At 41.0% G+C, this 21,675-nt stretch carries 17 protein-coding genes; 5 read left to right on the forward strand and 12 right to left on the reverse strand.

The features are described 5' to 3' along the window. Positions 1-73 precede the first annotated feature (73 nt). Complete coding sequence (gene clpX / locus VH441_RS06585; protein WP_434352860.1) at positions 74-1,351, forward strand: ATP-dependent protease ATP-binding subunit ClpX; 1,278 nt, start codon at positions 74-76, stop codon at positions 1,349-1,351. Positions 1,352-1,443: 92 nt separating this feature from the next. Here clpX and VH441_RS06590 read toward each other — a convergent pair whose 3' ends face one another. The 11 genes from VH441_RS06590 to VH441_RS06640 all read right to left on the reverse strand — a co-directional run bounded on the left by VH441_RS06590 (position 1,444) and on the right by VH441_RS06640 (position 14,760). Continuing rightward, on the reverse strand, positions 1,444-2,217 hold the full coding sequence (locus VH441_RS06590) for an SPOR domain-containing protein (RefSeq protein ID WP_434352861.1): 774 nt from the start codon (positions 2,215-2,217) through the stop codon (positions 1,444-1,446). Positions 2,218-2,467: 250 nt separating this feature from the next. Then, positions 2,468-4,309 carry an arginine--tRNA ligase gene (argS, locus tag VH441_RS06595; RefSeq protein ID WP_434352862.1) on the reverse strand — a complete coding sequence of 614 codons (1,842 nt, stop codon included), beginning with the start codon at positions 4,307-4,309 and terminating at the stop codon, positions 2,468-2,470. A gap of 219 nt (positions 4,310-4,528) precedes the next feature. Next, positions 4,529-5,464, reverse strand: a complete 936-nt coding sequence (glyQ, locus tag VH441_RS06600; RefSeq protein ID WP_434352863.1) for a glycine--tRNA ligase subunit alpha — start codon at positions 5,462-5,464, stop codon at positions 4,529-4,531. Positions 5,465-5,589: 125 nt separating this feature from the next. Next, a complete protein-coding gene (locus tag VH441_RS06605; protein ID WP_434352864.1) occupies positions 5,590-6,852 on the reverse strand; it encodes a pentapeptide repeat-containing protein in 1,263 nt (420 codons plus the stop codon). A gap of 159 nt (positions 6,853-7,011) precedes the next feature. Continuing rightward, complete coding sequence (rhuM, locus tag VH441_RS06610; protein WP_434352865.1) at positions 7,012-8,007, reverse strand: RhuM family protein; 996 nt, start codon at positions 8,005-8,007, stop codon at positions 7,012-7,014. A gap of 117 nt (positions 8,008-8,124) precedes the next feature. Further along, positions 8,125-8,844 carry a 5'-methylthioadenosine/adenosylhomocysteine nucleosidase gene (locus VH441_RS06615; RefSeq protein WP_434352866.1) on the reverse strand — a complete coding sequence of 240 codons (720 nt, stop codon included), beginning with the start codon at positions 8,842-8,844 and terminating at the stop codon, positions 8,125-8,127. An 80-nt stretch (positions 8,845-8,924) separates the two neighbouring features. Further along, on the reverse strand, positions 8,925-9,395 hold the full coding sequence (locus tag VH441_RS06620) for an S-ribosylhomocysteine lyase (RefSeq protein WP_434352867.1): 471 nt from the start codon (positions 9,393-9,395) through the stop codon (positions 8,925-8,927). Positions 9,396-9,541: 146 nt separating this feature from the next. After that, a complete protein-coding gene (locus VH441_RS06625) occupies positions 9,542-11,368 on the reverse strand; it encodes an aminopeptidase P family protein (protein WP_434352868.1) in 1,827 nt (608 codons plus the stop codon). Between the two features lie 139 nt (positions 11,369-11,507). Beyond that, entirely contained in the window at positions 11,508-13,100 is a 1,593-nt protein-coding gene (lnt, locus tag VH441_RS06630; RefSeq protein ID WP_434352869.1) for an apolipoprotein N-acyltransferase, read from the reverse strand. Positions 13,101-13,259: 159 nt separating this feature from the next. Then, a complete protein-coding gene (locus VH441_RS06635; protein WP_434352870.1) occupies positions 13,260-14,132 on the reverse strand; it encodes a CBS domain-containing protein in 873 nt (290 codons plus the stop codon). A 145-nt stretch (positions 14,133-14,277) separates the two neighbouring features. After that, positions 14,278-14,760 (reverse strand): YcgN family cysteine cluster protein, encoded by a 483-nt coding sequence (locus VH441_RS06640; RefSeq protein WP_434352871.1) that lies wholly within the window; start codon positions 14,758-14,760, stop codon positions 14,278-14,280. Positions 14,761-14,979: 219 nt separating this feature from the next. On the opposite strand from VH441_RS06640, the gene VH441_RS06645 reads away from it, so the two are divergent. From VH441_RS06645 to VH441_RS06660, 4 genes are all read left to right on the forward strand, one after another. Next, on the forward strand, positions 14,980-15,720 hold the full coding sequence (locus VH441_RS06645) for a dienelactone hydrolase family protein (RefSeq protein ID WP_434352872.1): 741 nt from the start codon (positions 14,980-14,982) through the stop codon (positions 15,718-15,720). Between the two features lie 248 nt (positions 15,721-15,968). Continuing rightward, positions 15,969-17,168, forward strand: coding sequence for an A/G-specific adenine glycosylase (mutY, locus tag VH441_RS06650; protein ID WP_434352873.1), 1,200 nt, complete (start codon positions 15,969-15,971; stop codon positions 17,166-17,168). A 395-nt stretch (positions 17,169-17,563) separates the two neighbouring features. After that, positions 17,564-18,919 carry an NAD(P)/FAD-dependent oxidoreductase gene (locus tag VH441_RS06655; RefSeq protein ID WP_434352874.1) on the forward strand — a complete coding sequence of 452 codons (1,356 nt, stop codon included), beginning with the start codon at positions 17,564-17,566 and terminating at the stop codon, positions 18,917-18,919. 17 nt (positions 18,920-18,936) lie between these two features. Beyond that, a complete protein-coding gene (locus tag VH441_RS06660; RefSeq protein WP_434352875.1) occupies positions 18,937-19,272 on the forward strand; it encodes a hypothetical protein in 336 nt (111 codons plus the stop codon). 76 nt (positions 19,273-19,348) lie between these two features. On the opposite strand, the gene VH441_RS06665 is transcribed toward VH441_RS06660, so the two are convergent. Continuing rightward, complete coding sequence (locus VH441_RS06665; protein WP_434352876.1) at positions 19,349-21,487, reverse strand: M3 family metallopeptidase; 2,139 nt, start codon at positions 21,485-21,487, stop codon at positions 19,349-19,351. Positions 21,488-21,675 lie beyond the last annotated feature (188 nt).

Consider the following 21,675-nt stretch of genomic DNA (forward strand, 5'->3'; position numbering starts at 1 on the left):
CCCAAATTTAAACCTAAAGGCGTTATTAAACACCCGCCATAAGATTAAAAAACAACTCTAAGGAGTGCCATTAATGGCAATAGATGAACAACCAACCTGCTCATTTTGTGGCAAATCAAAAGATGAGGTCAAACAGCTCATCGCCGCAGAAGATGCCAATATTTGTAATGAATGTATTGAGCTTTGTACCGACTTAATTGAAAACGGTGATGAGCTTGATGACAAAGATGACGAAGCGATTGATACAAGTTGGATAAATAAAAAGCTACCAACACCAAAAGAGCTAAGTGCACATTTAGATGAATATGTAATTGGGCAAGAAACTGCCAAAAAAGCACTGTCTGTGGCTGTATATAACCATTATAAACGGCTAAAGGTCAGCCAAAAAATGGCGCAAGACAAAAAACAAGCCAAAACTGGTGCAGATGATGCCATGGTAGAGCTATCAAAAAGTAACATCTTGCTGATTGGTCCTACTGGCTCGGGTAAAACCTTGCTTGCACAAACGCTTGCCCGTGTTTTAGACGTGCCTTTTGCGATGGCAGATGCCACCACCCTTACAGAAGCTGGCTATGTTGGTGAAGATGTAGAAAACATTGTCCAAAAACTACTACAAGCCAGTGATTATGACATTGCTAAAGCAGAGCAAGGCATCATTTATGTTGATGAAATTGATAAAATCAGCAAAAAAGGTGAAAACATGTCAATCACCCGTGATGTATCTGGTGAGGGTGTACAGCAGGCGTTACTAAAACTTATTGAAGGCACTGTTGCCGCCATCCCACCTAAAGGGGGGCGTAAGCATCCAAATCAAGAGTTAATGCAAGTGGATACCAGCAATATCTTGATTATTGTGGGTGGTGCATTTGCTGGGTTAGATAAAGTTATCCAACAACGTACTGAAGAAACCGGCATTGGCTTTAATGCTGAGGTTAAATCAAAAGATGAAGGCAGCCGCATTAGCGAGTTATTTAAAGAGGTTGAGCCAGAAGACTTAATTAAGTTTGGTCTCATCCCAGAATTAATTGGTCGATTGCCTGTGATTGCCTCATTAGAAGAGTTAGACGAAGATGCACTTATCCAGATTTTAACCAAACCAAAAAATGCGTTGGTTAAGCAATATCAATATTTATTTGATATGGAAAATGCAGAACTTAAGTTTACCGACAACGCACTCGATGCCATTGCTAAAAAAGCCATGGAGCGTAAAACCGGTGCGCGTGGTTTGCGCTCTATTGTAGAAAACGCTTTGTTAGAAACCATGTATGAGCTACCATCCATGGACAATGCTCAAACTGTTATTGTTGATGAAGACGTCATTAATAATGGTAAACAGCCTGAAATTAAATAAATTATCAGCGTTAAAGCTCAGCAATAAAAAAAATAGCCCATCAAATTGATGGGCTATTTTGTTAGTTAAGCAATACAGTTATAACAACTAGTTTACCTACGTTGCTCTACAATAATGCTATCAATCCCACTATGTTGCAAACGCTGCTGTGCTACCGTAACGGCTTGGCGACTCTTCATAGGTGTCGAAATCACCTGATAAATTGTTTGGTCATTGGCAGTTACCATTTTCACAACTTTGCTATCAACCCCTGCCATTAATACTTGCGCGCGACGAGTGTCGGCATCATCAGCATTATCAAAACTATTAATTTGCAAGATATAGGTTTCATTTGGTTTATCTGTTTGAGATTGTGCTGCCGCATTATCCTCTACACCATCATACGTGCCGGCTTCTTCAACAATTTCTATTTGTGTTTCATCTTGTGTCGCTGCATCGTTTGCAGCTTCAGGATTCAACATCGTTGCTTCAGAAATACCGTAAGTGGCTGTATTTGCATCTAACGACTGTGGTCTGTTTTTGGTATTTTCGGTTACCACCACATCTGGTTTTGCTGGCAGCGTGCCTGTCTCTCCTGAAGGCTCACCCGTGACCGAAGCCTCGGGTATAGTAACCATCTCTTGATCTGGTAACACATCATAAAACTCATAGTTTAGCTTTTTAACATCTGTACCAATCGGCTGAACTTGTGTTTGTGCGTCCGTATTTTTGTTTTTTGATGGACTAAAGTCTGTAAATGGCGATAAATATAAAAACACAAACAGCATAATAGTTAAAATGGCACCAAATAGCATCCACAATAAACCCGAAAGGCTACTGCCTTTTTTACGCTTTTCGGTTGCCCCTTTTGCTTGTTTTTTAAACATTTTTTATCCTTACAACTTAAACTGGGTAACGTATATTACACTTAAAGATAGTTTACCCCAATTACAATCTACATAAATCACTTACAATGTTTTTCACGGTTTTTTCATACAACCATCATCAAACAACATAAACGCCATTTAAAACGGTTAGCCACCAAACATCTCAACCAAGATGATAATAAACACATCAAAACCCTTAAATGGCTGGTTTGAGCATGCTGGTAACTAACTTATCAGCTCAGCTAGGTCATCACATTGATGTGGGTGCAGACAAGCCTAACAAACTTAACCCATTTGCTAATACTTGACGCACTGCTTGAGATAAGCGGATACGTGCTTGCATTAGGTTAAGCTCATCTTCACTGGCTTGCTCACCGTTTACAACGCTTGCTGGGATAAAGCGATTGTCGTTATACCAACCGTGGAACAACGATGCCAAATCTTTTAAATAGTTGGTTAAAATGTGCGGCTCATATCCTGTTGCGGCACGTTGCAGTGTGGCAGGATACGCTGTTAAAAACTTCAATAACTCGTTTTCAACTTCTGCCGTTAACAATGCCTGATTTGCCTTGCCTTGTTCAGCATCTACCGATAAACCTGTTTTTTCTAGTTTTTCTAGCAAACTACAAATACGTGCATGCGCATACTGGATATAATAAACAGCATTGTCTTTACTTTGCGATTTAGCCAAGTCTAAATCAAAGTCTATATGTACTTCTGGTTTACGTGCCACATAATAGAAACGGGCAGCATCATTACCAACTTCTTCACGCAGTTCACGCAGTGTTACAAACTGACCAGAACGAGAAGACATCTGCACTTTCTCTTCGCCTCGCCACAGGGCAACAAACTGCACTAAAATTACGTCTAGATTGTCTTCGTAGCCCAGTGCTGTCATGGCTGCTTTAACACGTGGTATGTAGCCGTGATGGTCGGCACCCCACACGTTAATCACCTTATTAAAACCACGGTCATATTTGTTTTTATGGTAGGCAATGTCAGAGGCAAAATAGGTCATTAAGCCATTGGCACGGCGCACTACACGGTCTTTTTCATCGCCAAAGTCGGTAGATTTAAACCATAAGTTGCCGTCTTTTTCGTACAAGTGTCCTTTTTCTTCAAGGATTTTTAGCGCAGGTTCAATCTCATCTTGTACCGATTTTTCACTAAACCATTTTTCATAACGTACACCAAATTCATCTAAATCTTCTTTGATGTCGTCAAGTATGCTATTTAATGCCGCATTTAAAAACAGCTCGTAACCTGCTGTGCCTAATAGTTTTTTTGCATTGCCAATCAAACCATCTATGTGTGCTTCTTTGTCACCAGAAAGTAGGGTTTTTTCGCCCGCTGTATTTTCTTCATACACCGCATCCGCAGGTACGTTTTCAGCCAATTGTGCAAACTCATGTACATACTCACCGCCAACTTGTGCCATTACTTGTTTGGCAATGTCGGTTACATAATCACCTTGGTATGCATTGGTAGGGAACACAATGGGCTGACCACTTATCTCAAGATAACGCAAATACGTGCTTGTCGCTAAAATGTCCATTTGACGACCTGCATCATTCACGTAGTATTCGCGCGTTACCTCGTAGCCCACGGCTTCTAACAGGTTTGCCACGCTCATACCAAAGGCAGCGCCACGCCCATGCCCAACATGCAGGCTAGAGGTTGGGTTAGCAGAAACAAATTCCACCTGCACTTTTTGCCCATCAAATTGTTTACTAACCCCAAATTTACCTTGCGCCGTAAAAATATCATCCAGCACCGCAAATTTAGCATCCGTATTTAAAAATACATTAATAAATCCAGGACCAGCAATGTCTATTTGAGCGATTAATTGGTTTTCTGGTAGGCTATTAACCAGCTGCTCTGCCAAAGCACGTGGGTTTGACTTAGCCGCTTTTGCTGCTGTTAATGCAATGTTGCTGGCATAGTCGCCATGTGCTGGGTCTTTAGCACGAGTAATTTGACTATTATTTTGCCAGTCGTTTGGCAAAACGCCCTCAGAAATTAGCTGGTCGGCAGCTTGGTTAAAAAGCTGAGCTAAGGCATCAATTTGAGCTGATGAAGGTGCTTGTGACATAAAGATTTTCTCTTTAAATTGTATTGGTTTTTAAAAAACTAAAAAATAAATATTAACCGTATAATATAGCAATTTTTGCTATTTTTTGCTGGGGTTTTTATAACATTTGTATCAACTCACACTATGTTAAGTTGTTACTAAGGCAACAAAAAAGGTGCCTTATGATGCACCTTTTGATTTGTTAACACGTTGTTATAATCTAGTTTTAACAGTTATTTATTACTCATCGGCTTCATCTTTTGGCAAATACTTTTCTAATGCCGCTGCTTTATGGGCATCATCCGCCAGTGGGAAGCCAAGCTTAGCACGAGCCTCTACATAACTTTGTGCCACCTTACGTGCCAAAGTGCGCACACGCAAAATAAAGCGCTGACGCTCAGTAACCGAGATTGCTCCGCGCGCATCTAACAAGTTAAACGTATGGCTGGCTTTAAGTACCATTTCATATGCTGGCAATGGCAAGTCTTCTGTTACCAACTTGTCTGCCTGCTGTTCATAAAAGTCAAACAGCTCAAACATTTTTGGTACATCGGCATGTTCAAAGTTGTAAGTAGACTGCTCTACCTCATTTTGGTGGAACACATCGCCATAGGTTACTTTACCAAACTCGCCATCTGTCCACACTAGGTCATAAACGCTGTCTACGCCTTGTATGTACATTGCCAAACGCTCAAGCCCGTAGGTGATTTCGCCCGTTACAGGGAAGCACTCTAATCCGCCCACTTGCTGGAAGTAGGTAAACTGGGTTACTTCCATGCCGTTAAGCCAAACCTCCCAACCTAAGCCCCACGCACCAAGCGTTGGTGACTCCCAGTTGTCTTCTACAAAGCGGATGTCGTGGGTTAATGGGTCTACCCCAATGGCTCTTAAAGAGTCTAGGTATAGCTCTTGGATGTTAGGTGGGTTTGGTTTTAACGCTACCTGAAACTGGTAGTAATGTTGCAAACGGTTTGGGTTATTACCATAGCGTCCGTCGGTTGGGCGGCGTGATGGTTGCACGTAGGCGGCGTTCCATTTTTCTGGCCCTAGTGAGCGTAAAAATGTTGCGGTGTGGAAGGTACCTGCACCCATTTCCATATCGTATGGTTGCAGTACTACGCAGCCTTTTTCTGCCCAATAATTTTGTAGGGTTAAAATTAACTCTTGAAAAGTCATAACGGTTCTCTAATTTTTCAGTTTATATGCTTAAAATGTATTGCCATGACTATACTAAAAATAGCCGTTTTTATCCATTGTTTTTAGATGTTATTTGCTAGGTTTTAGCATAACTAAGTAAATGGCTATTTTATTTTAAAACGGTTACGCAGTGCCAAACCAAACAAAAATATGGCTATAAAGGTAAAAAAGGTTTGCACACCACGTATAATGCGTATGGGCATGGGTAGCTTGCCCTTTGCATCTACTTTGTTGTTATTGTTTGCTGGGTATAAGCGTTGGCGTACCTCTTTTTGGTAATGGGCATTTTGTATAAATGGCGGTAATGATGGCGCTGCATAAAATGCAGCACGTTCTGCATTAAAACTGTATGGCTGAGTAAATGTGATTTTATTATCAACCCATGCCTGACCAATTGCACCACCACACATAATAGCCAACCAAAAACAAAAGGGACGCAACAGGCTTAACCCATAATTAGAGCTTAACCCATACAAAAACCCTGCCCAGTTTTTAATATTCTTTAAACCATTATTTGCTTGGCGTTGGCAGTATAACTCGCAGGCATAAAACTCTAGTGCTTTTTGGTGGTTGTTATTTGCTTCTGCTAGGCGCTTAAGTGTTCTAAACTGAGATTCATACTTGCTAAAATCTGTAACACCAAACTGTTTAGCTTTTTTTTGCAAAATAACTACATCACTTGGCAAGCTTTCCACTAACGGAATGTTATTAAAATGGGTTTGGCGGAAATCTACTGGTAATACTGCATTTTTACTAAACTCCATATCATTAAATAAAGCTGAGTTTTCAAACCTTGCACCTAAAAATAATACTGTCTGAGGTTTTTCACCATCAAATTTGGCACCAAAAAAATTTGCTTGTTTGTTAAATTTTGTTCGCAAATAGAAGGCACTTAATTTGAAAGTCGCACTAAAAAAAACCGCTTCCGATTCAAAAGTCGTACTCACAAAATTCGCTTCCGATTCAAAAGTTGAACTCCCAAAATTTGCTTGCGATTTAAATCTCGCTAATTGAAAATTCGCTTTCGATTCAAAAGTCGTACTCACAAAATTCGCTGTCGATTCAAATCTCGCTAATTGAAAATTAACTTCTAGAGGAAAATTAAAACCCATAAAAGAGACTGATTGCACAAACACCATTTCAGAAAGGTCTATCTGATATTGATTACGTATTTTTCGTTTTCGTTCTGTAGTAGCATTTCGCAGGTATCGTTTTTCTAATTCTTTTTCTACCTCAGTTGCCCAAGCATTCCAGATTTCGTTACCCTGCTCAATACGCTCAAGGTGTTCTTGCTGTATTGCTTTGCGTTCTTCTGCTGTTCGTTCTACATCTACTTTATAACGCTGTAAATCAACCATTGTGCTCAAGTTATTCCCCTATATGTACGAATAAATAAACTAAACATATGCCAAAAATATACAAAAACAGGCATAAAAAAACGTATAGACTAATGCCTATACGTTAAATAAAATGGGCTGGTTATGCAACTTAAAGCAGTTAACCAAGAATATGCATACAACCTCATATCAAATGCCTGTCGGATTTAGCAACAGCTTAACCACACCAATCATTTTTTCTTTGTCATTTGGGTCTGATTCTGCAATTAAAATAGTAAGCGTTGTTAGTGTTTGCGGATTAATTTTATCTGCAAAATCATAACCATACTTTTGCAACAACCAAATAAAAGCAAACGCACCGCTACGTTTGTTTCCATCAGTAAATGGGTGGTTTTTAATTATAAAGTACAATAAATGTGCAGCTTTTTCTTCAAGCGTTGGATACGCATCCTGCCCAAAAATACTTTGGAATACATTACCAAAAATACCTGCTAGTAACCCTTGTTTTTTCTCCTGAGCAAACAGCTCGGTTGCTTCCCCTTTGTTTATCAACTCGAACTTTAGCAGTTGTAAATCCGTCTGCAATTCCTCAGCAGATGTTTTAATAGACACCGTATCGCCACGCTCGGGGAACTCTTGTTTATCATAACTATCCAAAGTAAACCATGTGTCTGCAAAACTTTGAATAAGTGATAAAATCTCGGTAGTTTCAACTTTTGGATTATCGTGCGTAAGTGCTTTTAAATCTTCTAATGTTTTTAAAAATTGCTGTTGGTTTTCCGCAAGGCGTTTTTGATTAATCGCATAACCCTTAATTAGATAATCCTTTAACCGTTTGGTTGCCCAAATTCTAAATTGTGTGCCTTTTTGCGACTTCACACGATAACCAACTGAGATGATAACGTCTAGGTTGTAAAACTCTACTTCTTTTTGCTGTGTTTTACCTTTTATAGCACCGTGTTGAGTGGTTGTCGCAAATTTTGCGACAACCACTTTTTTATCGAGTTCACCCTCTTTAAAAACATTATTAACGTGCTTGCCTATCGTTTTAATATCTCTATCAAACAGTAAAGCCATTTGCTGACGATTTAGCCAAACGGTTTCGTCTTCTAGTTTGACCGAAAGCTCCACCTGTTCGTCATCGGTGGTAAAAATCATCATATCCGATTGCGTGATAGGTTGCATAAATTGCCTTCATTTATCTTTAGTTATCAGTCATTCATCATATCACAAAGCTACATTAGTCTTAATGAACAAAAAAACGCCCGCTATTAACGGGCGTTTATTCACACAAATTAGAGATTAAAGACTACTCAACGCACTAATCACCATTTGTGCTGAGTCTTTACCTGCCTGCTCAATAAACTCATCAAAAGACACACTTGCCTGCTCATTTGCAAGGTCAGAAATAGCTCGAACCACCACAAACGGCACACCAAAACGGTAGCAAGTTTGGGCAATGGCAGCGGCTTCCATCTCTACCGCTTGGGCATTGGCAAAATGGGTTTTAATGGTTTCAAACTGTTCACTACTGGCAATAAACTGGTCACCACTGACTATTTGCCCTTGGTGTATCGCCGCATCAGCAAATGCTTTACTTGCCTTTTGCATCACACTTACCAAATTAGCATCGCACTCGTACTGCTCTGGCATGCCAGCCATTTGCCCATGTTTGTAACCAAAGGCAGTTACGTCTACATCGTGGTGGGCAACCGCTGTGCCAACCACAATATCACCCACTGCTAAGCCCTTTCCTGAACCATTGCCAATACCCCCTGCAGAGCCAGTGTTAATAACCGCTTTGGGTGCAAAACGCTCAATAACCAGCGCCGTAGCTATAGTGGCATTAACTTTGCCTATGCCACTTTGCAACACCACCACAGGCGTACCATTAATTTCACCACTGTGTATTTTAACCTCTGCTACCTCGGCAGTTTTAGCGTTGGTTAGTTGGTTGGTTAATATGGCAACCTCTTGTGGCATAGCACCAATAATAGCAATTGGGTTAGTTGTGTTTGGCATGGTATTTATCTTAAAGTTAAAAAATAGTGTAGGCTAGGCAAAACCACCGCCTACAAATTGAGGAATCAGGCTATAAAACATTAAGCGAAAACTTGCGTCCACTCATCACGCTTGTCTAGCAAGCCTTTTGCAACTTCTTTTGCACCCTCTAGGCTGTGGCTAGCTGCCCAACCGCATTGTACTTCGTTACAGGCTGGTACTTCGGTTGCTACCAATACGTCTTTTAGGGTGTTTTCAATTAAGTCTAACGCAGCTTCGTAGCTTGGCTCATTAATTAAAGACACGTAAAAACCTGTTTGGCAACCCATAGGTCCAATATCTAATACCAACTCGCTATGGTTACGAGAAAGCTCTGCCATTAAATGCTCTAACGAGTGCAGGGCTGGCATTTCCATATGTTCTTTATTTGGTTGGCAAACACGTAAATCGTATTTGTAAATTTCATCGCCATTTTCGCCAATTTTTTTATCGGCTAGGCGTAGGTATGGCGCTTTAACTAGGGTGTGGTCTAAGTTAAAGCTTTCAACATTCATTTTTTGCTTATCGCTCATGGGTATGTCCTGTGAGTTGTTGCTATTAAGTGTTGCTTCTATTTAGTAGATATAGAAAACATAAGTTTTAAATATGGCAATATTATATCAGTATTAAAATCAGTAGGTTTATTAATTTACAATCTAGTTTCAGTCAGCGTATTTTTCTAAATATGCTCGGTGCGCTCAATAAGCCATGCCAGTGCCTCACCATCTACACGGTTTTTAAGCTCGCTTAATACGCTGCTATGGTAGTTATTTAACCAGTTAACTTCTTCTGCCGTTAATAAAGCTTTATCAACCAAACGAGTATCAATTGGGCAAAGGGTAACGGTTTCAAACTTTAGGTAATCACCAAAGTCTGTTTCCTGTGGGGTATCTACCGCCACATTGGCAACCAAGTTTTCAATGCGTATGCCCCACTGCCCCTCTCGGTATAACCCTGGCTCATTACTGGTTATCATGCCTGCCTTCATAGCACGGTCTTTGGTTACAGGCGTTGGGTAGCCAATAGATTGCGGACCCTCATGCACATTTAAAAAGTAACCCACACCATGCCCTGTACCATGACCATAATCCATTTGCTGTGCCCACATTGGCGCTCTGCAGATGGCATCTAACAGTGGTGCACCAATACCATTAGGGAAATGCGCCTGTGCCAAAGCAATGTGTGCTTTTAATACAGTAGTAAAGTCACGTTTGTGTTCATCTGTAATGTCGCTACCAATTGGTACAACACGGGTAATGTCTGTCGTGCCATTGTGGTATTGTGCGCCTGAGTCGATAAGCAACAAGCCTGAGCCATCTAAATAACTAAAGCTGTTTGGCGTGGCACGGTAATGCGGCAATGCCCCGTTTGCATTGTAGCCTGCAATGGTAGGAAAACTTGGCGATACATAATGTGGTTGTTTGCTACGCACCTCTATCAGCATGGTATCTACATCTAATTCGCTTAAGCGCTCGCCACTGGCAAGCTTGCGTTCAAACTCGGCAAAAAACTGGCAAAGTGCCGCCCCATCTTGGCGCATAGCTTCTTTAATGTGCTCAATATCTGCACGTGATTTACGAGACTTTAGCAAAGTGCTTGGCGCAGTTTGGTTGATGATATTCACGCCATCTTGCAAACATGCCAGCGTGCTGACTGCCACTTTATTTGCATCTATGCACAGGCAAGCATCTGTGGGTATTTGGCTAACTGCTTGCTCAATATCATTATAATCCGCAACGCCAATGCCTGCTTCTGCCAGCTCATTTTTGATGTCTTGGTTTAGTTTACTTTGGTCTATAAACAAAGTTGCTTTTGTTGGTTCTATTAACAAATGGGCTAAAAATATTGGGTTGTAGTCCACATCTGCTCCACGCAAATTGGTTAACCAAGCAATATCATCCACACTAGAAACAATATGGTAGTTTGCCCCAATCTCTGCCAATTGCGCACGCACTTTTGCCAGTTTTTGTGCAGCTGTAGTATCCACAAACTCTGCTTTGTGCCGATATACAGCTGCTTTTGGCAAGGCTGGGCGGTCTTTAAATGTATTCCCCCAAACTTCATCTACCGCCGTGTCATCTGTTGTCATTAAGGTAATGTTATTACTTGCAAACGCCGTTACTATTTTGTCTTTTTCTGCCACTGCCAGCATACTGCCGTTGATTTCAACACAGCCACCAACAGGTATGTTATCTGCCAGCCACTCCACATGTGTTTTGACACCAGATTGCAATTTTTGTAGTTTAATATTTGTATCTGCCAATTCAGCCTCTGCCTGCACCCAATAACGGCTATCTGCCCACAAATACGCCTCATCTGCCGTTACCACCAAGGTACCTGCCGAGCCTGTAAAACCAGATAACCACTCACGTGCCTGCCAGTATTCTGGCAAATATTCAGACAAATGCGGGTCTGCCGTTGGTACGATGATGGCATCCACGCCTTGCGTTTTAAGCGCTTGCCTAACCAAAGAAATACGCTGGTTGATTATATTTTTATCATTCATTTTTTTACCCTTAATTATTTATTTTGCCTATGGCATTAAGGTTGATTATACCAACAAAAAACCCACAGCACGCACACCATGGGTTTATTTTAAAATCACAATTTAGTAATAAAAAGTTTAGTGATAAAACGATGAACAGTTATTTACCCCGCATCGCTCTATTTTTAGCAACAAAACCAAGTACACTCAGCAGCAACAATATCCCAATAAAAATTAAAACAGGCGTATTGCCATGGCTTACATAAGGGGTTTTGCCTTGACGTGCTTGCACCTCACCACGCAACACCACACGTTCAAACTGTGGTGCACGTTTTATGATGTTACCATTATGGTCGATAATTGCCGTAACACCATTGTTGGTTGAGCGTACAAACCAGCGCCCTGTTTCCAGCGCACGCATTTGCACCATCTGCAAATGTTGCAAAGGTCCTGCCGTTGTGCCAAACCATGCATCGTTTGATACGGTTAGCATAAAGTCACTACCGACGGCATTTTTTCTTGTGGTATCAGGGTACGCCACCTCGTAACAAATAGCCGACCCCATTTTTTGCCCTGCCACACTTAACGCATTTTGGTTAGCATCGCCACGGCTAAAGTTCATAATACCGAGTGATAAGCTAGGAAACACGTTTAAAACACCTGAGAAAGGCACATACTCGCCAAACGGCACAAGTCGTTGCTTTTTATAAACACCTGCCTTCCCATCACCCATAGCAATAACACTGTTATAAAATGGTGGATATGGGTCGGTTTCTGGATTGTAAGCAGCGCCATCTACAAAGGGCACGCCCACTACCCAAGTGGTGTCGGTTTCTTCTGCAATGTTAGCAATACCGCTCATAAACGGCAGCACTTGCGTTTGAAACATAGGGATAGAAGACTCTGGCCAAATCACGACATCGCTGTCCCATTCTGACTTTGTCATAGAGGCATAAATTTGTAAGGTTTTGCCACGCAACTCAGTTAGCCATTTTTGCTCTTGCGGTATGTTACCTTGCACTAAAGAAACGGTTAAATTAGGCGTATCTTTTGCCTGCGTCCATTGAGGGCTAACCAAATGCAAAGCCACAGCGGCTAATACAGGCACGAGCGAAATCAACAGATAACCTGCACGGCTACGGAATACTTCAACCATGCTTGATGCTAATAAAACCGCCACAAAAGATACTGCCAATACACCAAATACAGGCGCTAGTGATGATAACCATGCTTGCTCTGTAAACGCATAGCCAACAAACAACCAAGGAAACCCTGTTAACACCCAGGTTTTTAACCATTCTTGCAATGTCCAAAGCGAGGCAAAGGCAAACGGCTGCTTACCAACAAAACGGTTAAAAACAACCGCCATTAAGGCATGAAACAGACCCATGCCCAGCCCCATGACCCCAATAGCCAAAATGGCAAGTGGTGCCGGCACATTGCCATAAGTATGAATGGAATTATATAACCAAAATGCGCCAACGCACCAATATCCTACGCCATATGCCTGACCCAATAAAAACGCACGTTTGTTGGTTATTGGCGAGATAAGAAGCGCATATAAAATGGCGGGTGAAATAAGCGCCAATGGCCAAATGCCATAAGGGGCAAGCGAAAAGCTAAATATAGCCCCTGCAACTAACGCCATGATAACTGCTAAAAATGTAGGAAGCTGTGTTTTTGACTGTTTTTTTAGCCCGGCTCTATTGGTTTTTGTGGCCGTTTTTTTTCTGTTGGTTTTGGATGCACGCATAAAAAATCTTAAAAATGTAAATGGGTTAATAGTCGCTTAATAACCCATATATGATAGCAGTTTGTGGATAAAATGTATAAAAAAACACGATGCATGAGTCATCGTGTTTTAACATTTTTTATGAGTGTTTGGTCGCTTAATCTGCGTAGTCTGTTGACATTAAAGTCTGGTTATTTCTAACCTATGAATAAACCGCCCTTCAACATCCATAATGGTTAACTGCCAGCCATCAATTGTTACTGTCTCATTTTCTAAATCGCTGACCTCGCCAAGAGTTTGCATTACCAGCCCACCCATGGTATCCACTTCGCTGTCATCAAAGTCGGTACCCAGCTCTTCATTACAATCTTCTATAGATGTGGCAGCTTGCACTACCCATGTTTTATCTTTGGTTTCATGTTTTACAATGTTATTAAAATCACTGTCTTCTTCAAAGTCATCATGTTCATCAACAATGTCGCCCACAATTTCTTCTAACAAGTCTTCCATTGTTACCACACCAACTGTGTTACCAAAGTCATCTACCACAATTGCCATGTGTACTTGCGTTTTTTGTAGTGAACGAAGCAAAGTATCAGAACGGGCATTTTCGTTAATGTACACAGGTTGTCTTACCAACTCTTTAACACTCACTTGCTTCCCTTCATCTATGCCGTCATCACTGCGTAACAACTTTGTCATAATAGGGATTAAATCTTTAGCAAGTAAAATGCCAATAACCGCTTCATCATCTTGGCTATCAAACACAGGATAACGAGAATGGGTGCTTTCAATAAAAACATCCATAATATCTGATAACGTATCGGTTTCGGCAACGCCTACCACATTAGGGCGTGGGGTCATGATTTCGCGCACCTGAGTTGCTGGCAAATCAAGTACACCTTCCAGCATTTCTACGGTGTCTGGCTCTAAAAATTGACGGGAGTCGTGAACTAAACGGATAAGTTCATCTCGGGTTTCGGGGGCAGTCGATAACCAGCGTTTTAAGCCGCGCATCGACCAGCTACTCGAACTAGAACTGTCTTCTGACATGGTGGGATTTTAATAAACCTCTTGTTGCCTAAGTAATAAGTTAAAATTATGCATTCGTATCTGCCACTTTAGCTTATGTTATGCGCACAATCAATCATATTTTTTGTAATTTTTGTGTTGCATTTTAGGGTAATAAAATTTGACTTTATCCAACCTCAACCCATGTGATGATTCTATCTTCTAATTCTTCATCTGGCATCCCAACTTCAGATACGCACCTGCCAGCAACACTTACCCCTGCCTGTAACATGGCTTGCTGGGTTTTTAACTGATCTTGCGTGATTAAAAAGTGCCATTCTGGGATGGGTTGATTGTTATATAAACGTTTATAAGCACAGCTGTTTGGCAACCACATCATATTTGGTAGCATTTCAACCGTTAAGTTAATACAATCTGGCACATAGTCTTGTCTGTTGCTATAGTTAGTGCAGTGCCCGGTTAAACAGTCCAATAATTGACAAGCCACATCGGTATATTCTACCGATTCTTGGTTGTCTTCATCATCTAAAAACTTAACCAAACAGCATACGCCACAGCCATCACACAAGGCTTCCCACTCTGCATGATTCAGTTCATCTAAGGTATATTTTTGCCAAAAATTTGGGCGTATCGCTTGTTGCTTAACCAAGTGCTTCATCCATTTAATATATTAATGTTTTTCATCATAACGTCATTATTGTAGGGCATGTTAATACTAGGTGGTCTTGTTTGTTCAACAACCTTTAAAAAACTGTTAGGATAGCTATAAGTTAAAAATTTATTCATTATAGCTATCTTATTATAAAACAAATAACACAACATGAGGCGATATGCCTTGAGCAAAACAACCTAAAATAAGGATATATCTATGTCTAGCATGACAACTTTTGAGTTACAGAGCACCACAAAAGAGGGTATCAAGCTATTAAGTTATGTGGCTTTGCCAAACAATACCGAAAACAAACCAACCGCTGGTATTTTAATTGCACCCGAGTGGTGGGGCGTGGTTGACCACCCTATTAAAGTTGCAAAAAAGCTTGCCAGTCTCGGCTTTGCGGCGGTGGTGATGGACATTTATGGCGACGGCAAAATTACAACCGATGCGATTCAGGCAAATGAATGGATGAGCCAAATGCTAGAAAACCAAACCGAGCTAATGGCACGCTGTGGCGAGATTTTGGCTGATTTTAGTGAGCAAGTGGCGGTTGATGCCAATAAGTTGGGGGTCGTGGGTTATTGTTTTGGCGGTAAAATTGCGCTGGATATGGCACGCGAGGGCATGCCGATTAAAGCGGTGGCAACCTTTCATGGCAACCCAACTCCCAAACAACCCGCCAAGCAAGATACCTTTAATGCTAAGGTCTTAGTTGCCCATGGGGAGGATGACAGCTTTGTCTCGATGGAAGCCATTGAGGGGTTAAAAGCCGAGCTAGACCAAGCCGAAGTCGATTACACCATTGATATATATGAAGGTGCTAAACACGGTTTTTCTAACCCACATGCAGATGAGCGTGCAAAAGAAAATGGCGTAGATTTAGCCTATAATGAAGAAGTTGCCAACGCCAGCTGGGAAGAAATGGTCAACTTTATGAAAGAAACGCTAGCATAGCGAACTTTAAGCTAAGCAGAGTAACTTTTCTTGTAACTTTTTTTAGCCTAGCAACACAAATTACTGGCTCATTGAACCACATTAAAAACAGCGTATGGCCATATTAGCCAATGGATACGCTGTTTTTGTGTATAATACTCAATTAAAAAATAAAGGTACCTGCTCACAACGTGTTTTGAGATGTGTTTTGGTATTTTTACAGATACCGCCTACCCTTTTCATTAAAAAAACATCTAACTATTGTCATCATGCCAACCACCGACCCTCAAATCATTGATATAAAGAAAACATCAATAAATAGCTTTGCGCCACGTTTGCTTACTTGGTTTGATGACTATGGCAGGCATGACTTACCTTGGCAGCAGCATAAAACAAACTTACCAGATGCCTACAAAGTTTGGATATCTGAGGTCATGCTACAGCAAACTCAAGTTGTAACGGTAATCCCCTACTATAAGCGGTTTATGCAGTCCTTCCCCACTGTTAATGAGCTTGCCAATGCAAACTGGGATACCGTGGCAGAACACTGGGCAGGCTTGGGTTACTATGCAAGGGCAAGAAACCTACATAAAGGTGCCAAACAATTGGTAGATATTATTAACCAAACAGGGCATTACCCTCAAACCGTTGCAGAATGGGAGCAAATATCAGGGGTGGGTCGCTCCACGGCTGGGGCAATTGTTGCCATGGGGTTGCATGACTATGGGGTAATTTGCGATGGCAATGTAAAGCGTGTCCTTACTCGCTGGGCAGGGATAGAAGATGATATTACTAAGGCGGCGACTACCAAGCAATTGTGGGCATTAGCAGAAACACTTACCCCAAAAGATGCCAGCGGTAATTTTGCCCAAGCAATGATGGATATGGGCGCAACCGTTTGTAACCGTACTAAACCAGCATGCCTAACGGGAGATAAACCCTGCCCCATTCAGGCGGACTGTATTGCTTTTAAGCAAAATAAACAGCTTAACTTGCCTTTTAAAGCCAAAAAGAAGCCCAAACCAAGCAAGCACAGTTATGCTTTGGTAATAAATAATCCACAGGGAAAAAGCTTGTGGTTAAAACGCCCAGAAACTGGTATTTGGGGCGGTTTGTGGTGTTTACCACTTAAATTTATCCACAAGCTACAAGGTAAAAAAATAGTAGAAGATGTCAACAGCGATGCCAGCTACGAAAAAGAGCTAACAACTGCTGAACAAATCATTGACCAGTTTTTGCAAAATAACAGCATAGATATAAAAGCAGACACACAAACCAAGCAACTCAAACACACGCTTACTCACTTTCATTGGCATATCACCACGTGCCATATTAACCTAAATCAGCAACAACAAAATAAACTCAATAAATTGTTAGCCAATGCCCATATTAGCCTTTATTGGTTAGATGTTGAACACGCTCAAAAACAACTCGCCCTACCTGCTGTTATTAACAAAATATTTAGTTAAACGAATATAAAATCATTTTTAATAGTATGTTTATATATATAATAAATTAGGTTATAATGATTGTTTAAGTATCTATTTTATTTAAGGTTTATTTACAGTTAACCACGCAGCACAAACTAAAATAGCAAACAATAGTCGTATTGCACCATCCCTCTTTGTTTCATTGCCCTTGTTGATGGCATTTGATTTATGCACTTGCTGATAAAACACGACATGTAAGATGGCAACTGTGCTTAGTATCATGCTGGCATGTTAACTAAAACAACCTATAGTCAATCAATGGGTTGCTCCATACTGCTTAGAGCAACTTTTTTATGTACATCTTAACAACATTGTTGGGCATATTTTTATGCTTTGCAGTAGGGACAAGTAAACTAACGTAGGAGCATTATATTATGCATTCTCATGACAATACCCCCACGCCTCCTAGCACCTCAGACAAGCTGGTGATGAACCGTCGTCATTTTTTAGGGTTAACGGCTACCACTGGTGTTGCCTTAGCAACGAGCACGTTAACTGGCTGTAGCAGCTTACCTTCTTATCAAGAATCAGCAAACATTGTTATTATTGGTTCTGGTTTAGCGGGGCTCGCTGTTGCAAACCGTTTAAGCAAGCAACTACCAAATGCCAAGCTCACCATCATCGATGAGAAAAAAGCGCACAACTATCAACCAGGCTACACCCTTTTAGCAACCGGGGTGTGGGACGACACCAATAAAGTTATCTCTAACAATGCAGACTTAATGCCAGATAATATTGAGTGGATTGAAGAGTTTGCAGGTGAATTTAAGCCAGAAAACAACCAAGTGATTACTGAATCTGGAAAAACCGTGAGCTATGACTACCTTGTGATTGCAACTGGTTTAAGACTAGGTTACGAAAAGATTGAAGGTTTAACCGTTGACGACCTTGGTAAAAACGGCATTGGCAGTGTTTACGCCAGCCCAGATATTGCTAAACAAACTTGGCAACAAATGGATGCCTTTCGCAAAACAGGTGGCAAAGCATTAATGACGCTTGCAAATACCGATATGAAGTGTGCTGGTGCCCCTCTTAAAATGACATTTTTATTGCACGATCGCCTAACTCAGTCTGGCACACGTGCCAATAGTGATATCCAATTTTTTAGCCCTAAAGAAACCAGCGTATTTAGTGTGCCCGTTGTAAACGAAAACGTATTAAAACGCTGGGCAGAGTTTGAACACCCAATCAATGTTAATTTTGAGCGCGTTTTAACTAAAGTTGATACCGCGAATAAACTTGCTTACTTTTCAAAACCAGATGGCAGCCTACAAGAAGAAAAATACGACTTTCTTCACGTTGTCCCACCAATGTTTGCCGTAGACAGCATCCTTAAAACCCCCTCGTTAATTAACGAAAAAGGCTGGCTAGATGTCGATAAATACACACTACGTCATAATCGTTATCCAAACATTTTTGGGGCTGGCGACATTAACGGGACGCCAAAAGGTAAAACCGCAGCAACCGTTAAAAAATCTGCACCTGTTGTTGTAAATAACCTTATTGAAGTGATTCAAGGCAAAGAACCAACAAATTCATTTGATGGCTATACCTCTTGCCCATTGTTGGTAAAAGAAGGTCAAGCCATGCTGGTTGAGTTTGACTACGAAAACAACCTCACACCATCCGTTCCATTAATTGATCCTCTACAAGCTGGTTACTTTGCTTGGTTCTTAGAAGATATGATGCTACAGCCAGCATACATGGCTGTTGCTAAAGGACAGGTATAAATTAAAGGAGAATCATTATGAACTTTTTAAGTCAAGCTATTACCATGCAGTGGGAAGCGATTTCACAAAACTTACCTTATGTTATCGTTCTTGCTTTGCTATTTATTATTGCCTGGGTTGTTTGGGCAATGCGTTCAGTGCCTTTGTCTCGTGGTGGATTAGCAACTATGCTGGCATTGGTGGTCGCTGCGATTGCATTTTTTGTTTTACCAACCATTTTTCACTCCAGTATTTCGGATATGACTTACTGGGTAGACTGGGCATTTCACTTAGCCACTATTTTTGGCGTATTTGTATATAGCTACTTGGTTTTACTGCCGCTGCTTTCTGGTTTAATGCCTAAAAAAGCATAAATTAGTTTCTATATTTTTTACCAAAAAAAGCCAATCAACTGATTGGCTTTTTTTATTATTATTCAACACGATAAACTTATTTTATAAACCCAGCATGTCGCAATAGTGCATCGATGGTTGCTTCTCGCCCTCTAAAGTTTTCAAAGTTTGTTTTGGCAGGCAAACTACCCCCTACTGCCAAAATAGTCTCTCTAAATTTTTTACCTGTTTTGGCATTAAAGATGCCCTCTTCTTCAAATTTGCCAAACGCATCGGCTGACAACAACTCTGCCCATTTGTATGAGTAATAACCAGCTGCATAGCCTCCTGCAAAAATATGACTAAACCCATTGGCAAAACGATTATATTCTGGCGTTGGCATCACTGCCACTTCATCCCTTACCGCATCTAATAACTTTAGCAAATCTGAATAATCTGGTGTCGACTCGTGAGCATGCAGCAAAATATCAAACAGGGCAAACTCAATTTGTCGTAAAGTTTGCATGCCACTTTGAAAGTTTTTGGCGTCTAACAATGCTTTTAATTTTTCGTCAGGCAATGATTCACCCGTTTGCTCATGGCGGCTAATCAAAGCAATGCCTTCGCTATCCCATGCCCAGTTTTCCATAAACTGGCTTGGTAACTCCACTGCATCCCACTCTACTCCGTTAACACCCGATACATCACCCACCGTCACCTCAGATAATAAATGGTGCAGTCCATGTCCAAACTCATGGAACAAGGTCGTGACCTCGTTATGGGTTAATAGGCTTGGTTTCTCTTTGCCTTTTGTCAGCGTTGGTGGCGTAAAATTACCTACCATATAACACACCGGCAACTGCTCATAGTTTTGTGCTTCATGGATATATTTTGGCTGGAAACCACTCATCCATGCCCCACCTCGTTTGCCTTGACGAGCATACAAATCAAAATAAAAACCGCCAATTAAGCGTTCATCTTCATCAAATAATTGATAAAAACGCACATCTTTATGCCAAAGTGGGACATCTTGGCTATGTTCGACCACGTTAATGCCATATAAGCGGTTTACAATGCTAAACAGACCTTCTATCACCGTTTGTAACGGAAAATATGGGCGGATCTCTTCTTGCGACAAACTAAATTTTTCTTGTTTTACTTTTTCTGCCAAATAAGCAGTATCCCAAGGTTTAAGGGCATTGAAACCATGCTGAATGGCGGCCTGTGTTAGCTCCTCTACATCTACCTTGGCAGATGGCATTGCTTTTTGTGCAAGCTTACGTAAAAAGTCCTCTACTTGGTTAACACTATCTGCCATTTTGGTAGATAACGACAATTCTGCATAGTTGTTCATGCCCAGTAAACTTGCCTTTTTAGCACGTAACGCTAATATCTCTGCCATATTATCAGCATTGTTTAGGCTTTCACCTTTAGCACTAGTATGTTTATCAAATTCAGAAGCACGGGTGACAAAGGCTTTGTACATTTGCTCACGCAACGCTCTGTCATCAGCATACGTCATCACGGCAAGGTAAACAGGAATATCCAGCGTTGCAACATAATAAGGCGTTGGCAACTGTTTAATTTGCTCGGCTGTTTTATCACCGCTTTGCGCAAGTTTTTGTTTATAGTGCTCTCCTGCTTGCGCAAGCATTGCCAAACCGCTCTCTCTAATACCAGCCAACTGCGACTCTGTTAAAGGCAATGCAAATGCTTGCGTTGCATCTAAAATATTGTCAGAAAACTTTGCCGATAACTCGCTTAACCTGCTTGTTATTTTTGCAAACTCCGCTTGTTTATCTTTTGGTAGTGCAATGCCAGACAGCTCAAAATCTTGCAGTGCCAATTCTATGGCACGTTTGCGTGCTTGCGGTAAACTAACAAAAAACGCCTTATCTTGTTTAATCATTTGATAGCGGTTAAACAAGGCTTGCGTTTGCCCAACTCGGGTTGAATAACTAGATATGGCAAGCAGTAATGCATGATGGGCGTGGCGTATATCATCATTACTCATCACACTATTTAAGTGTGACAACACGCCCCAAGCACGGCTTAATCCAATATCGGCATGATAAAAAGCTTTAACATCTGCCAATGCTTGCTCGCTACTAGTGGCGTTTGGTGTTTGTTCTAACTTATCTAGGTAGGCTTCAACCTTGGCTAACTCTTCTGTTATCCGTTGGCTTAAATACTCGGGCGTTGCCTGTGCAAAATCAGTTAAATGCAATTTGGGGTCTAACTTTGTGGTTGCTAACATACGTGTTCCTGTTTTATTTATCTGTCGCTATGATTTTATTAAAAAATATCTCTCTATACTATATCGGTTCTCATTTGGCTTTTTAAAGAGGGGTGCTATCGTTTGTCACAAATAAAGGTTACACTAACCATAAAAGCAAAAACTTATTACTAGTATTTAGCCATTTAGCACACTAATTAAAAAAACCG

Source organism: Psychrobacter sp. HD31 (assembly GCF_051097895.1).
Lineage (GTDB): Bacteria > Pseudomonadota > Gammaproteobacteria > Pseudomonadales > Moraxellaceae > Psychrobacter.